Source organism: Caballeronia udeis (assembly GCF_001544555.2).
In the GTDB taxonomy this organism is placed as follows: domain Bacteria; phylum Pseudomonadota; class Gammaproteobacteria; order Burkholderiales; family Burkholderiaceae; genus Caballeronia; species Caballeronia udeis.
The window spans coordinates 75,122-91,885 of the sequence record NZ_FCOK02000019.1; the positions used below are offsets into that span (position 1 = coordinate 75,122).

The 16,764-nt window shown below is 62.1% G+C and carries 6 protein-coding genes; all 6 read left to right on the forward strand.

The genetic code is table 11. The annotated features are described in order from the left end of the window. Positions 1–242: 242 nt before the first annotated feature. A complete protein-coding gene (locus AWB69_RS15855; RefSeq protein WP_063977821.1) occupies positions 243–3,638 on the forward strand; it encodes a maltotransferase domain-containing protein in 3,396 nt (1,131 codons plus the stop codon). A gap of 111 nt (positions 3,639–3,749) precedes the next feature. Further along, positions 3,750–7,136, forward strand: a complete 3,387-nt coding sequence (gene treS / locus AWB69_RS15860) for a maltose alpha-D-glucosyltransferase (protein ID WP_231937124.1) — start codon at positions 3,750–3,752, stop codon at positions 7,134–7,136. Beyond that, the gene (gene glgB, locus AWB69_RS15865) at positions 7,129–9,345 is read left to right on the forward strand and encodes a 1,4-alpha-glucan branching protein GlgB (RefSeq protein WP_062086283.1); all 2,217 of its coding nucleotides are present in this window, start codon (positions 7,129–7,131) and stop codon (positions 9,343–9,345) included. The genes treS and glgB overlap by 8 nt, the downstream gene beginning before the upstream one ends. A gap of 978 nt (positions 9,346–10,323) precedes the next feature. Then, on the forward strand, positions 10,324–12,579 hold the full coding sequence (glgX, locus tag AWB69_RS15870; RefSeq protein WP_062086285.1) for a glycogen debranching protein GlgX: 2,256 nt from the start codon (positions 10,324–10,326) through the stop codon (positions 12,577–12,579). 90 nt (positions 12,580–12,669) lie between these two features. Further along, positions 12,670–14,547, forward strand: coding sequence for a malto-oligosyltrehalose trehalohydrolase (gene treZ, locus AWB69_RS15875; protein WP_062086287.1), 1,878 nt, complete (start codon positions 12,670–12,672; stop codon positions 14,545–14,547). Further along, positions 14,544–16,760, forward strand: coding sequence for a 4-alpha-glucanotransferase (gene malQ, locus AWB69_RS15880; protein ID WP_231937125.1), 2,217 nt, complete (start codon positions 14,544–14,546; stop codon positions 16,758–16,760). The genes treZ and malQ overlap by 4 nt, the downstream gene beginning before the upstream one ends. Positions 16,761–16,764: the final 4 nt, after the last annotated feature.

The window sequence follows — 16,764 nt, forward strand, 5'->3', positions numbered from 1 at the left end:
ACGTGCTGTGTCCCTTGAGCGACCCTGGCGCCGCACCGAACGGCGTATCGTCTGATGACTCGAGGTCTGATGTCGTCTGATGCCGATACCTACCGCATTCGTCACCCCGGAACTGGTGCTTTGAAGACTGTCTGAGGCTCGTCTGCCGTAGCCGTTCTTGCGGTTTGGTTTATTGCCTGGTTGAGCGCGATCGCGTTTTCCCGCATCCACGCCATAGCAGGACGAACTGGAAAAGACGACCGATGGAACACCATCAGATGCTTCAAGCGTATGCCCCAAGAATCTATTTCATCGACCCGCTTCTCGTCGGACCGTTGCCTGAGTGGTCCGCACAATTCGAACATGCCGCCGCGCTGGGCTTCGATCATGTCCTGATCGGATCACCGTTCCAGCCTGGCAGCAATGGCCACCGACAGGCCATAGCCGACCATCACAAACTTAACGCGGTATTTGAATCGGACGCCTCCGCGAGTGAGGGGTTGCGCCTGCTGGCCAGCCAGGCGAACCGGCACGGCCTGAGCGTGCTGGTGGACATCACGCTCGACCAAGTCAGCGCCGAAGGCGGTTTGTTCCGTGACAACCGCCATTGGTTTCATCCGTTCGAAGCGGCTGAAGCCCGGCTCGACCCGCGTCACGCGCCGCATGAAGAAAGCGTGGCGCACGCGAATTTCGGCGATGGCGAAGCGGCCCGGGCGCTCACCGAATGGTGGGCGCGCGAATTGATGCTGCTCGCCGATGCCGGTATTGGCGGCTTTCGCTTCGAGGCGCCGCACAAGGTGCCGGCGCACGTATGGCGCAGGCTGGGTGCGGCCGTCCGCGAACGTCATCCGCAGACAAAATGGCTCGCATGGACCGTCGGTATCAGCCGCCAGGACCTCGCCGCTCTCGCCGATGCCGGTTTCGACTCGGTGTTTTCATCGTCGCGATGGTGGGATTTCCAGAGCAACTGGCTCTTCGATGAACACGCCGCGCTGTTTCGCATCGCGCCGCCCATTGCATTCCCCGAAGAGCCCTACGGTTCGCGCCTGCTGCACGATCTGCCTGACACCAGCGACTCGTCGCTGGTCGAACGCGCCTACCGGCGCGCGTTGTACACGGCGGCGGGCATAGGCACCGGCCTGCTCGTGCCCATGGGGTTCGAATACGGCTTCACGCAGCCGCTCACCTACAACCACGGCAGCGCGGAAGAATTCCGGCGCGCGAGGGAAGGAGCACGCTTCAATGTGTCGACGGAAGTGGCGCATGCCAACGCGTTGCAACGCAACTCAGCGGCGCTGGCGAGCACCGGCGAACTGCGCGCGCTGACTGGCGCGGGCACGCCTTACGCGGCCATCCTGCGCGGCAGCGGGCCGGACCTGCGGATCGCGGCCGAAGCGGCGCTGATCGTGCTCAACCCGGATCTCACCACGCCGGTTTATGTCGATACACGCCATCTGCTGGACGGCGCGCCGGGCAACTTCACGCGCTTCCGGCCAATTGACGAGGACACGGCGGAAACGCCGCTGCCGCTCGCGCCGTTCCTGCTGCAAGCGGGCGAAGTGCGCCTGCTGCGCGGCGCGGCCGAGCCGCCCATCCTGCTCGCGCAACCGCAGGTCAAGCGCGGCTCGAAAGCGGCCGACAAGAAGTCGGTGAACGACGCGCTGCTCGCGCCGCGGGTGGCGATCGAAAGCGTGACGCCATCGGTCGATCACGGGCGCTTTCCGGCGAAGCGGATCGTGGGCGAAGCGGCTGAAATCACCGCCGCGATTTTTGGCGAAGGCCACGACAAGATCGCGGCCGCCGTGCAATGGCGCGGCGCCGATGAAACCGACTGGCACGAAGTGCCCATGGTCCCTGTCATTCCGCTGGGCAACGACCTGTGGACCACGCACATTCCGCTCGATCGTCTAGGCCGCCATGAATTTACGGTGATCGCGTGGCGCGACGACTTCGCTTCGCTGATCGATCACATGCAGAAGAAGCTGAAGGCCGGGCAAACGGTTGAACTCGAACTCGAGGAAGCGCGGCATTTGTTCGCGCTGATCCTGGCCGAGGTAAAAACCACGGAAAGCGCGCAGACGGAGCCGCTGGAAGGGATCGTCAAGCAGTTCGCCAAAGCCGATGCGGACACGCGCCTCGCGTTGGTGCTCGCACCGGAAACGGCGCAGGCGATCGAGGCGGCGCGGCACCGGCCGTTCCTTTCACGCGATCCGGTGACGTATCGCATCGACGCTGAACGCGCCGCCGCGCGCTTTGCAAGCTGGTACGAAATCTTCCCGCGCTCGATGAGCGACGACGAAAACCGCCACGGCACTTTTGTCGATGTAATCAGCAAAATGCCGCGCATCCGCCAGATGGGTTTCGACGTGCTTTACTTCCCGCCGATCAACCCCATTGGCGTGGCGAACCGCAAGGGCAAGAACAATACGCTGACGGCTCTACCCGGCGATGTGGGCAGCCCGTACGCTATTGGCGGCAAGGAAGGGGGCCACGACGCCCTGCACCCGGAACTCGGCAACCTGGACGACTTCAAGCAGATGCTGGAAGCCGCGCGTGCGCACGGCCTGGAAATCGCACTCGATTTCGCCGTGCAGTGCTCGCCGGATCATCCCTGGCTGAAGGAGCATCCCACGTGGTTCGCGTGGCGCCCCGACGGCACGCTGCGTTATGCGGAAAATCCGCCGAAGAAGTATCAGGACATCGTGAATCCCGATTTCTACGCGCAGGACGCGAAGCCGGAACTCTGGCTCGCATTGCGCGACGTATTCCTGTTCTGGATCGCGGCGGGTGTGAAGATTTTCCGCGTCGACAATCCGCACACGAAACCCATGCCGTTCTGGGAATGGGTGATTGGCGACGTACGCTCGCGTCATCCCGACGCCATGTTCCTGGCTGAAGCGTTCACGCGTCCGCGCGTGATGAACCGCCTCGCCAAGCTTGGATTCTCGCAGTCGTACACGTACTTCACCTGGCGCGAGTCGAAGCGCGATTTCCTGGAATACATGCACGACCTGACGCAGACGGACGCGAGGGATTATTTCCGCCCGAACTTCTTCGTCAATACACCCGATATCAACCCCCGCTTCCTGCAACGCTCGGGCCGCGCCGGTTTTGTAATCCGCGCCGCGCTCGCGGCCACATTGTCAGGACTATGGGGGGTGTATAGCGGCTTCGAACTCTGCGAAGCTGCCGCGCTGCCGAACAGCGAAGAATATCTCGATTCGGAGAAGTATCAGATCCGGGCCTGGGACTGGAACCGGCCGGGAAATATCGTCGGGGAAATTACCGCGCTGAACCGGATCAGGAAGGCAAACCCGGCGCTGCATTCGCATCTCGGCGTCAACTTCCTTCCTGCTCATAATGACAACATCCTGTTCTTCGAGAAGGCAAATGCGGCGCGCGACAACGTCGTGCTGGTCGCGATCAATCTCGATCCGTTCAACGAACAAGGCGCGGACGTGGAACTGCCCTGGCAGACGTTGAATAATTGGGGCGTGCAGGAATGGGACGCGCTGGCCGTGGAGGACCAGATGACCGGAGAACGTTTCGAGTGGCGCGGCAGACGGCAGCATATTCGCCTCGACCCGAACACGCGACCGTTCGCGATCTGGCGAATCGCGCCGACGTGGGGACTGCCGCGAGCGCAGACGACCCTCTGAGCACCACATGGGCGTCACCTGAAAGTCATTATCACGACGGCACTCGCCGACGTGGCACAGAACAACTCATACAGCCGGGACAAGACACCGTCGCGGCTCAAGGAGCGACACGTGAAGCGTAACAAGAACTCGACTCTCAGCGACGATCCGCTCTGGTACAAAGACGCGATCATCTACCAGATCCACATCAAGTCATTCTTCGATGCGAACAACGACGGCATCGGCGATTTCCCCGGCCTGCTCGCGAAGCTCGATTACATCTCCGAACTCGGCGTGGACACGATCTGGCTGTTGCCGTTCTATCCATCGCCACGGCGTGACGACGGTTACGACATTGCCGATTACCGCAACGTGCACCCGGATTACGGCACGCTCGCCGATGTGAAGCGGTTTATCCAGGAAGCGCACGCGCGCGGCATTCGCGTGATCACCGAACTGGTCATCAACCACACGTCCGACCAGCACCCGTGGTTCCAGCGCGCGCGTTTAGCCAAGCCCGGCTCGAATCATCGCAACTACTACGTCTGGTCGGATACCGACAAGAAGTATGAAGACACGCGGATTATTTTCATCGATTCGGAGCCGTCCAACTGGACGCATGATCCGGTCGCGGGACAGTACTACTGGCACCGGTTCTTCAACCACCAGCCTGACCTGAACTTCGATAACCCCGCCGTGCTGAAGGAAGTGCTGCAGGTGATGCGCTTCTGGCTGGACATGGGCATTGACGGGTTGCGGCTGGACGCGGTGCCGTACCTGGTCGAACGCGAAGGCACGAACAACGAGAACCTGCCGGAGACGCACGAGATTCTCAAGAAGATTCGCGCGACGATCGACGCGGAATATCCGAACCGCATGTTGCTGGCCGAAGCGAACCAATGGCCGGAAGACGTGAAGGAGTATTTCGGCGACGAAGACGAATGCCACATGGCTTTCCACTTCCCGCTGATGCCGCGCATCTACATGTCGATTGCTAGCGAGGACCGCTTCCCGATCACGGACATCATGCGGCAAACGCCGGACCTCGCGCCGACCAACCAGTGGGCCATTTTCCTGCGCAATCACGACGAACTCACGCTGGAAATGGTCACGGATTCCGAGCGCGATTATTTGTGGAACACGTACGCGAGCGATCGTCGCGCACGGCTGAATCTTGGCATTCGCCGGCGTCTCGCGCCGCTGATGGAACGGGACCGCCGCCGGATCGAACTGATCAATTCGCTGCTGCTTTCCATGCCCGGCACGCCCGTGATTTATTACGGCGATGAACTCGGCATGGGCGACAACATCCACTTGGGCGACCGTGACGGCGTGCGTACGCCGATGCAGTGGTCATCGGATAGAAACGGCGGGTTTTCGCGCGCCGATCCGGAGCAGCTCGTGCTGCCGCCCGTCATGGGTTCGCTCTACGGGTATGACGCCGTGAACGTGGAATCGCAAAGCCGCGATCCGCACTCATTGCTCAACTGGACGCGCAAGATGCTCACGGTGCGTCGCGGGAAGCAGGCGTTCGGTCGGGGCGCGATACGTTTTCTGCGCCCGAACAACCGCAAGATCCTTGCGTATCTGCGTGAAGTCGAAGGTGAACCGCCAATCTTGTGCGTCGCCAATTTGTCGCGGGCGCCGCAGGCCGTGGAACTCGACCTGTCCGAATACGCCGGCTCGGTGCCGCTGGAAATGACCGCCGATTCCGCGTTCCCGCCGATCGGCCAGCTCACTTATTTGCTGACCTTTCCGCCGTACGGTTTCCTATGGTTCCAGCTGTGTCCGGGCAATCAGCGTCCGGCATGGAGCCAGGCGCCGTCCGAGCAATTGCCCGAATTCGTGACCATGGTGATCCGCGCCGGCCAGACCGGGCCGACACCGGAAAACGTGCGCTTGCTGGAGTCGGAAGTGCTGCCGTCTTATTTGAGCAAGCGGCGCTGGTTTGCATCGAAGGACAAGAAGCTGATCGGCGTGCGTCTCGCGGCATTGACGACCATTCCGGAAGCGGGTTTTGCGTTTACGGAGATCGAAGCCGATGTCGGCGATCACGTCGAACGCTACGTGCTGCCGCTCACGATTGCATGGGGCACTGAAACGACTTCGCCGCTCTATATGCAGCTCGCGCTCGCCCGTGTGCGCCAGGTTCGTAATATCGGCCATATCACCGACGCCTTCGCCGTCCCGAACTTCACCTACGGCGTGCTGAAGAAGCTCTTGCAGCGGGCGGTCATTCCCACAGTGCAGAAAAGTGAGATCCGCTTTATTCCCACCGAACGGCTCGACGCGCTTGCCGCCAATTTCAGGCCTGGTGAACCGCCGCCGGAAATTCGCTGGCTGGCGGCGGAGCAAAGCAATAGCTCGCTCGTGATCGGCGATCAGATCGTGCTGAAACTGGTGCGTCGCCTGGTTGGCGGGATTCATCCGGAAGCCGAAATGAGCCGGCACCTGACGAAGCTCGGTTACCAGAATACGGCGCCGCTGTTCGGCGAAGTGGTGCGGGTGGACCCGGAAGGCGTGCCGCACATGCTGTGCATCTTGCAAGGATTCATCGACAACCAGGGCGATGCGTGGAACTACGCGCTCGATTACCTGCGCCGCACCGTGGATGAACTTGCGCTGGCCGTGGATACCGACGACCACTCCATGGACCGCGAGAAGGAAATGCTCGGAATCGAGGGCTACAGGAAGGTCACGGGGATCATCGGGCAGCGGCTGGGCGAACTGCACGTCGCGCTCGCCCTACCTTCGGACGACCCGGCGTTTACGCCTGAAAAGGCATCGAAGAAGGACGTGCGCGGCTGGAACGACGGCACCCACGCGCTGCTCGTCACGGCGCTCGACATCCTCGCGGCCAAGCTGCTGGAGTTCGGCGAGCATGACCGGGCCATGGCGCAGAGCTTGCTTGATCGCCGCGACCTGCTGCTTGCCGCGGTGCAAAAGCTCGTACCGGAAAACGCCAATGCACTGCGCATCCGTATTCACGGCGACTTCCACCTCGGTCAGGTGCTGATGGCACAGGGCGACGCATTCCTGATCGACTTCGAAGGTGAACCGGCGCGGCCGCTGGACGAGCGGCGCAAGAAATCGAGCCCATTGCGGGACGTGGCCGGCTTATTGCGTTCCTTGTCGTATGCCAGCGCGGCCGCGCAGCCGACGACCGGAAACGCACCGCAGGCAACCGCCGATCGCAAGCGCGCGTTGTTCGAGCGCCTGCGCGGTCATGGGGAGGAAGCGTTCCTGCTGGAATACCGCGCGGCGGTGGCAGCTTCTGCGCAACCCATTGCCGGCGATGAAGCCACGCAAGCCGCTCTGCTCGATCTTTTCATGATCGAGAAGGCAGCCTACGAAATCCGCTATGAAGCGGCCAACCGTCCGGCGTGGATTGGTTTGCCGTTGCGTGGCCTCGCGTCGCTGGCGAGCCGCCTGCTTGGCGATACGGGCGCCCCGCCCGCTCCCGGCTCGCGACCCGTGGACGCATTCAAGGACACCTCTGATGGAAACGAACATGAATAAGCGCACAGACGACAGGCTGCTGACCGAAGGTCTGCATCCGCTCGATATCGACGCGCTCGTCGAAGCCCGCCATCCCGATCCGTTTTCGAAGCTCGGGCTGCATCAGACCGACGCCGGCCCTGTGATTCGCGTGCTGTTGCCGGGTGCCGCCGGGGTGCAGGTGCTCGCGCGCGACAGCAGCAAGCCGCTTGGCGCGCTGACGCAGGTTCATCCGGCGGGGTTGTTTATCGGGTTTATCGACGAGATGCAGGCGTACCGGCTGAATATCGATTGGCACGGCACGCCGCAGGAAGTTGCCGATACCTATTCGTTCGGCCCCGTATTAAGCGATGAAGCGTTGAACCGCGTGTCTGGCGGCGATCCTTATGCGGTGATGGAGTGTCTCGGCTCGCGGCCGATCGTGCATGGTGGCGTAGCCGGCGTACGGTTTGCGGTATGGGCGCCGAATGCGCGACGTGTTTCCGTGGTGGGCGATTTCAACTCGTGGGACGGCCGCCGTCATCCCATGCGGTTGCGCCACAACGCTGGCGTGTGGGAACTGTTCGTGCCGGGCGTTGGCGCGGGCACGCGCTACAAATACGAGATTGTGACGCGGCAGGGCCACACGTTGCCGTTGAAGGCTGATCCGTGCGCGATGCAGAGCGAGCGGCCGCCGTCGACGGCTTCGGTCGTGGCGGATGCTGAGGCTATCGATGGATACGCCTGGACCGACGCCGAGTGGATGAGTACGCGCGGACCGAGGCAGACCGTGGACGCACCGATCTCCGTGTATGAGGTTCATGCGGAGTCGTGGCTGCGAGTGCCGGAGGAAGGCAACCGCGGCATGAACTGGCATGAGCTTGCCGAGCGCCTGATTCCGTATGCGAAGAGCATGGGGTTCACGCATCTGGAGTTCATGCCGATTGCGGAGCATCCGTTTGGCGGCTCGTGGGGTTATCAGCCGTTGGGGCAATTTGCGCCATCGGCGCGATTTGGGACGCCTGAGCAATTTGCCGAGTTCGTGAACCGCGCGCATGAAGCGGAGTTGGGGATCATTCTCGACTGGGTTCCGGCGCATTTTCCTAACGATACCCATGGTCTTGTCGAGTTTGACGGCACGCCGCTTTACGAGCATGCGGACCCGCGGGAGGGGTATCACCAGGACTGGAACACGATGATCTACAACCTTGGACGTAACGAGGTCAGTGCGTTCCTCGTGGCGTCGGGGCTGGCCTGGTTAAAGCGTTATCACGTTGATGGATTGCGTGTGGACGCGGTGGCTTCCATGTTGTACCGCGACTATTCGCGCAAGGAGGGCGAGTGGGTGCCGAACATGTATGGGGGCCGTGAGAATCTGGAATCGATAGCATTCCTCAAGCGGCTGAATCATGAGGTGCGTCAGATCCCTGGTGCGATTACGATTGCTGAGGAGTCGACTGCGTGGCCGGGTGTGACGGCTTCGCTTGAGCACGGTGGGCTTGGTTTTGATTTCAAGTGGAACATGGGCTGGATGCATGACACGTTGCACTACATGGAAGAGGATCCGGTCAATCGGAAGTATCACCACAACATGTTCACGTTCGGGATGGTGTACGCGTATTCCGAGCGATTTATTTTGCCGCTTTCACATGATGAGGTGGTTCATGGGAAGGGTTCGTTGATTGGGAAGATGCCGGGGGATCACTGGCAGAAGTTTGCGAATTTGCGGGCGTATCTGGGTTTTATGTGGACGCATCCGGGCAAGAAGTTGTTGTTCATGGGCGGTGAGTTTGGTCAGTTTGGCGAGTTTGATCACGATGCATCGCCGCATTGGCATTTGCTTGACGATGTGTTTCATGGTGGTTTGCAGAAGCTGGTTCGCGATTTGAACCGGGTGTATGGGGAGGAGCCGGCGCTGTACAAGCTTGATAGTGATCCTCGGGGGTTTGACTGGCTGATTGGCGATGACACGGCCAATAGTGTTTTTGCGTTCCGTCGCTCGGATGGTGAGGGGCGTGAGTGCGTGGTGATTTCGAATATGACGCCGGTGCCGCGGCTGGGATATCGGGTGGGGTTACCGCGCGGTGGGCGCTGGAGCGAGATCGTGAATTCGGATGCGTCGGTGTATGGCGGATCGAATATGGGGAATGGGGGCGTGATCCACGCCGAGAATATTTCGAGTCATGGGCGGGAGTGGTCGGCCGTGCTGACTTTACCGCCGTTGGCGACGATTGTGCTGAGGGCCGATTAATCAGGGGGTTTTCGTTCGCACTCGGTTATTTTTCGTTCGCACTCGGGGGTTGGGGTTTGGTCGGGTGGTTGGTCGTTCGGGTCGGGGTGAGGGGGTCGGGGTGGTGGTCGGGGGTCAGTGCCGGGTTGCCAGGTTCCATGGTTAGCGGTCGGGGTTGCTGCCGGGTTGCTGCTGCTTAGCTTAGCGGTCTGCTTGAGTGAGCTGTTTTCTTTATCACTGTTAGCCACTGTGCGTGGCGGCACGTCATTTCTTGGTCCTTAGCGACAAAGAAACGAAGCAAAGAAAACGCTTTTAACCGCACTACCCTAAGTGTCCACAGCGTGCAGTTTCTATTCATAGGTGCCCCAAAAGCACAGTGCTCGCCAGAGCAGAGGATGTTTGAACCCCTCCCTCTCGCGAATCCTGACATGAACACGCTTCGCCACCAGTGCTCTCGGGCAAGCACCAGCACCCCACGGTCAGCACGGCCTCACGCGTTTTTGCAACCTCATTTCCTGGTGGGTTGGCGATATGGTTCGTGGTCCGTACAAATTTGATGGATGGTTTTACGCGGATAGCGCGGGGTGTTCCTTGGGCAGGTTCAATCACTGGTGGCGAAGCGTGTGGGTATCCGTGTTCGGAGAAAGAGGGGTTCACACATCCGTGGCTCTGGCGAGCACCGTGCTTTTGGGGCCCCTATGAATAGAAACTGCACGCTGTGGACACTTAGGGTAGCGCGTTTTGAAAGCGTTTTCTTTGCTTCGTTTCTTTGTCGCTTTGGACAAAGAAATGACGCGCCGCCACGCGCAGTGGCTAATAGTGATAAAGAAAATAGCTCACTCAGGCAGACCGCTAACACTGAAAGCAGCAACCCGGCACTGACTCAGACCGCTAACCCTGGAACCTGGCACCCCGGCACTAACCCTGACCGCTAACCCCAAAACCAGCCCCACCCTCAAGCAACCAAAACCCCAAAAACCGAGTGCGAACGGAAACCCCATGGCTAATTCATTTCCCGACAAGTTACTCCCGGGCGCGGCTTACCCGCTCGGAGCCAACTGGGACGGTTTAGGCGTCAACTTTGCAGTGTTCTCAGCGAACGCACAAAAAATCGAAGTCTGTCTCTTCGATACCACCGGCCGCAAGGAGCTCGCCCGCTTCGAACTGCCGGAATGCACCGATGAAATCTGGCACGGCTACCTCCCCGGCGCACACCCCGGCACGGTCTACGGCCTGCGCGCCCACGGCCCCTATCAGCCGCACCACGGACATCGCTTCAATCCCCACAAACTGCTCCTCGACCCCTACGCGAAAAAACTCGTCGGCCAATGGCGCTGGTCCGACGCACTGTTCGGCTATCGCGTACATTCAAACCGCCTCGACCTGTCAATGGACCGGCGCGATTCAGCCCCCGCCACCCCCAAATGCGTCGTCACCGACGACGCATTCGACTGGTCCCGCGACACCCGCCCGAATGTCCCCTGGGGCGAAACCGTCATCTACGAAACCCACGTACGCGGCACCTCCATGCTCCGCAACGACATCCGCCAGCACGAACGTGGATCGTTCGCAGCACTGTCGTCCCCATGGTTCATCGAACACCTGCAGAAACTGGGTATCACCGCCGTCGAATTCCTGCCCGTGCACGCGTTCCTCAACGACCGCTTCCTCGTCGAACGCGGTCTCCGGAATTACTGGGGCTACAACACCGCAGCGTTCTTCGCACCAGAACCGTCGTACCTGTCGACCAACCGGCTCAACGAGATGCGCATCGCCGTACGCCGGCTCCACGCAGCGGGTATTGAAGTGATTCTCGACGTGGTCTACAACCACACCTGCGAAGGCAACGAGCTCGGGCCGACCGTGTCATGGCGCGGCCTCGACAACGCCAGCTACTACCGCCTGATCCCCGGCGACGAACGCAGCTATATCAACGAAACCGGTTGCGGCAATACCGTGAACCTGTCGCATCCACGCGTGCTGCAAATGGTCATGGACTCCCTGCGCTACTGGGCCACGGCCTTCAACATAGATGGCTTCCGGTTCGATCTCGGCGTCACGCTAGGCCGCGAAGGCCACGGTTTCGATCCCGGTTCCGGTTTCTTCGACGCCATCCGCCAGGACCCGATCCTCAACACCCGCAAGATGATTTCCGAACCCTGGGATATCGGCCCGGACGGTTATCAGGTCGGCAACCACCCGCCGGGATTCGCCGAATGGAACGATAAATTCCGCGACGGCGTACGCCGCTTCTGGCGCGGCGACGCCGGCGTGCGGCCGGATCTCGCCGCGCGGCTGACCGGCTCCGCCGAGTTGTTTCACCGGCGCATGCGCAAGCCCTGGGCATCGGTTAATTTTGTCGCCTCGCACGACGGTTTCACCCTCGCGGACGTGACGTCCTACGAGCACAAACACAACGAGGTAAACCAGGAAGGCAACAATGACGGCCACAACGAAAACTGCAGCGCCAACTGGGGCGTGGAAGGCCCGACCGACGACCCCGCCATCCTCGAAACCCGTGGCCGCGTGGCACGCGCGCTGATCGCGACGAACCTGCTGTCGCTCGGCACGCCCATGTTGCTCGGCGGCGATGAATTCGGACGCACGCAACACGGCAACAACAACGCGTATTGCCAGGACAACGAGATTTCGTGGATGGACTGGGCGCAAGCAGAGTCGCCCGAAGGCCGCACGATGACCGACTTCGTCGCCCACGTGATCGCGCTGCGCAAAAACTACCCGCTGTTGCGGGAAATGCGCTTTCTTCACGGCGATCGCGAAGTGCTGCCGGGTCTCTACGACATCAGCTGGTTCGACGAACGCGGCGCGGCGCTGACTATCGACGCGTGGCAGGACCCCGAAGGACGCGCGCTGACACTGCGCCGCGCAGGGCTCGGCGTGAACGGGGAAGTCGATGTCATCCTGATCATGATGAACGGGTCGGCGCAAGCGCTGAGCTTCTGCCCGCCAGCCCCGCACTTGGAATGGAATGTGCTCATGGATAGCGCTGTGCCCGACGCGCTGCAGTACCCGCTGATCGGCGCGGAACTGGACGTGCAGGCGCACAGCGTGGTCGTGCTGCTGGCCCAGCCCACGGGGGACGCCGACTGGCAGGCCGTCTGGATGGCCGGCGCCCACGAGGGACCGCGGCTCCTGACAGCGCTGCCGCCGGACCCGGGCACGATCGGACCGCGACGGACAGCGGAACCCTGGAAAGTGCCCGAGGCCACACCGCGCCCAAAGGAGGAAAATTGAACGGCTCAAGGACGGTTTGAAGACGTCACGCAAGAACGCCGGGCAGGCTCACGAAAAGTATCTGACAAGCGCACTGAAGGCACACACATCATGTCCGAAACCCCGATCGATCCGCACAAGCATCACCACGCCTATTGCCTGCCCTTCGGCGCCCATGTCACCGATGCCGGCCACGCGCGTTATCGCTTCTGGGCGCCTTCGCAGAAGACGGTGCAACTGGAGCTTTACCCCAATGGAGCGCACGCGGCCGCAACCCTCATCGACATGACCCCGAGCGGTGACGGCTGGTTCGAAGTGCTCGCCGAAGGCGGCGCAGGCACGCGCTACCGGTACCGGATCAGTGCGGATCTCGCGGTGCCCGATCCGGCCTCCCGTTTCCAGCCCGACGACGTCCACGCCCCGAGCGAAGTGATCGACCCGCGTGCGTATCGCTGGGAAAACACGAACTGGCATGGCCGGCCGTGGGAAGAGACCGTGCTTTACGAAGTGCACGTCGGCGCAATGGGCGGTTATGCCGGCGTGACGCGCCGCCTGAAGGAATTCGCGCACCTCGGCGTGACGGCTATCGAACTGATGCCGCTCAATGACTTCAGCGGCAGCAGGAACTGGGGTTACGACGGCGTGCTGCCCTACGCACCCGACTCGGCATACGGCACGCCCGGCGAACTGAAGGAGCTCATCGATACCGCGCATGGGCTCGGCCTCATGGTCTTCCTCGATGTGGTCTATAACCACTTCGGGCCGGACGGCAACTATCTGAACGCTTACGCCAAGCCGTTCTTCCGCGAAGGCGTGAATACGCCGTGGGGCCCGGCGATCGATTTCGAACGTCCGCAAGTGCGCGACTTCTTCTTCGACAACGCGCTGTACTGGCTGATGGAATATCGCTTCGATGGCCTGCGCCTCGACGCCGTCCACGCGATCAACGACGACCCGTGGCTGCGCGAACTGTCGGATCGCGTGCGTTCGTCGGTGGAAGCGGGCCGGCATGTGCATCTGGTGCTGGAGAACGAGCACAACACATCGAATCTGCTTGAATCGCATTTCAACGCGCAATGGAGCGACGACTCGCACAACACGCTGCACGTCCTGCTGACTGGAGAGGACGAGAGTTATTACAGCGCCTACAGCGACCAGCCGATCCAGAAGCTGGCGCGCGTGCTCGGCGAGGGTTTTGTGTACCAAGGCGAACCCTCGCCCATCCACGATGGCAAACCACGCGGCGAACCAAGCGCGCACTTGCCGCCCACCGCTTTCGTGATGTTTTTACAGAACCACGATCAGGTCGGCAACCGGGCAATGGGCGAACGCCTGCGCTCGCTGTGCAGCGAAGATGCGCTCTACGCCGCAACGGGTCTGATGCTCCTCACGCCGCAGATCCCGATGCTGTTCATGGAAGAGCAGTACGGTTCCACGCAGCCGTTCCTGTTCTTCACCGACTATCACGACGAACTCGCCGACGCCGTGCGCGAAGGCCGTCGCAAGGAATTTGCAAAGTTCTCCGCGTTCACCGACGAGAAACGCCGCGCGCAGATTCCCGATCCCAACGCCGTCGAGACGTTCAGGATGTCGTCGCCCGATGAAAGCAGGCGAACCACCGATCACAACGACTGGCTGCACTTCTATCGCTCGGCGCTGGCTGTGCGCACGAAGCTCGTGATGCCGCATCTGAGGGGCGCGAAGGCGCTCGGCGCCAAGGTCATCGGAGAGAAAGCGGTGCTGGCAAACTGGCGGCTCGGCGACGGCAGCACCTATTCCGTTGCGCTCAATCTGGGCAAGCAAGCCGTTGCGCTCACCGGTCATCCGCCGGGCAAGGTTGTATTCGAAACGCCCGCCCGTGCCCGTGATCCAGCGGATCGCGGCGAGCTGGGCGCCGAGACTTTTATCGCGTGGCTGACAGGCGATTTCGCCGACGCCGCGTTCAATCATGACGCCCACCGCGTCAAAGCGTCGGGGAAAACCTCGTGAGCACGACCATCAACACCCCGGCTACGCCGGATAAAACCCCCAGCGCCATCGAGGCGCTCGCTGCCAAGGCCGGTTTCGAGGTCGAGTGGCAGGACGCGCACAAGCAGATCCGGCGCGTGCCGGAAGAGACGCTGAAAGTGCTGCTGGAACGCCTCGGCCTGCCCTGCGGCAATGCCACGCAACTCAGGCAGAGCGCGGCGACGCTCGACGCCGAATTGTCCGGGCGCAAGCTGCCGCCGCTGATGACCGCGGAAATCGATCGTGGGATTTCCCTGCCGATGGCAGCCGTGAAAACAGGTGCTCGATACCGCATCGAACTGGAAAGCGGCGCGGTGATCGACGGGCGGTTCACCTCGCCGAAAGGAGCAACCGCGTTGCTCTCGCCGATCTCCGAGCCGGGTTATCACACGCTCGTGATCAACGAACAGCACACGACGCTCGCGGTGGCGCCGGCGCGCTGCTACACCATCGACGACGCCTGGCGCGAGCTCGAACCCGGCGGTGGTGCGACCCCGCCGATGTGGGGCGTGGCCGCGCAGGTGTACGGCCTGCGGCGCGTAGGCGACGGCGGTGCGGGCGACTTCTCCGCGCTCGCGACGCTGGCCGCCGAGAGCGCCCAGCGCGGCGGCCACGCAATCGCGATCAGCCCGATGCACGCCATGTTCAGCGCCGAGCCGCATAAATTCAGCCCGTATTCGCCTTCGTCGCGCTTGTTCCTGAACATCGCGCACATCGATCCCGCGGCGGTGCTGGGCGTGGAAGCGGCGCAAGCGGCCATAAAAACAGCCGGTGTCGCCGATGAATTCGCCCAACTCGAAGCACTTCAGCTAATCGACTGGCCACGCGTGATGACGGCGAAACTGGCCGTGCTGCGCGCGTTGTTCGCGCAGTTCAACGAGCAACATAGCGATACGTTGCACAAGGACTTCGCCCGTTTCGTGAAGCGCGGCGGACGCGCGCTGGAAGATCACGCTCGCTTCGAGGCGCTGCAGGCAGCGCAATTGAAAGAAGCCAACGAAGGCCACTGGCGCAACTGGGCCGGAGAACTGCGCGATCCGCGCAGCGCGGCCGTCGCGGAATTCGCCGCTGCGCACCAGGACGAAGTCCAGTTTTTCCTGTTTGCACAATGGCTCGCGGCCAAGGGTTTGTCACATGCCCAGCACGTCGCACGCGACTCTGGCATGGCGATAGGCCTGATTGCAGATTTGGCCGTGGGTTGCGACAGCGCAGGCAGCCACGCGTGGTCGTATCGCGACGAAATGCTGCAGGGTGTGTCGGTCGGTGCGCCGCCTGATCTCTTCAACCAGGCCGGACAGTCGTGGGGTCTCACGACCTTCTCCCCTCGCGCGATGCGCACGCAGGGTTTTTCGGCGTTTATCGATATGCTGCGTGCCGCGTTCACGCTCGCGGGCGGTATCCGTATTGATCACATCCTCGGCTTGCGGCGTCTCTGGCTCGTACCCGACGGCGAAAGCGCGAAGAACGGCGCGTACCTGCGTTATCCGCTCGACGACCTGCTGCGGCTGATCGCGCTCGAGTCGTGGCGGCATAAAGCCATCGTGATCGGCGAGGACCTGGGCACGGTTCCGCCGGGCTTTCGCGAACGCTTGCAGGAACACGGCCTGCTCGGCATCCGCGTGCTCTGGTTCGAACGCGCGGAAAAAGGCCCGGGCTTCAAGGCGCCGGCCGACTGGGATCACGACGTGGCCGCGACCACCACCACGCACGACCTGCCGACGGTCACCGGCTGGTGGATTGGCGAGGACATTGTGTGGCGCTCGAAGATCGGCCAGACAGCCGCGCGGGCGGACGGACAGGATCCTGTCGAATTGGCCCAGACAGAGCGTGGCGAGGACCGTAAATTGCTATGGTCTGCCTTTCAGGAAGCGGGTGTCGCCGCGCCCGATGTCTCCGTGCCCGCCGATATCTCCCCGCAGAACGCACCGGTAGACGAAGCGCTCGCGTTCGTGGCCTCCACGCCCGCGCCGCTCGCGATCTACCCGCTGGAAGATTTGCTCGCGCTCGCCGAGATGCCGAACCTGCCCGGTTCCATCGACGAGCATCCGAACTGGCGCCGGCGGCTGGCGGTACCCGTATCCGAACTCTTCGACGACGATTCGTTCGTCGACCGCCTGCTTGCTGTCGACCAGGCCCGGCAGAAATCCGCCCGGACGAAGGCGGCCACGAGGCATAACGTTTCACCCACCGACTGACACC

Coding starts and splice junctions, on each gene's coding strand:
- AWB69_RS15855 (WP_063977821.1), top strand. CDS start 243: ATGGAACACCATCAGATGCTTCAAGCGTATGCCCCAAGAATCTATTTC.
- glgB (WP_062086283.1), top strand. CDS start 7,129: ATGAATAAGCGCACAGACGACAGGCTGCTGACCGAAGGTCTGCATCCG.
- glgX (WP_062086285.1), top strand. CDS start 10,324: ATGGCTAATTCATTTCCCGACAAGTTACTCCCGGGCGCGGCTTACCCG.
- treZ (WP_062086287.1), top strand. CDS start 12,670: ATGTCCGAAACCCCGATCGATCCGCACAAGCATCACCACGCCTATTGC.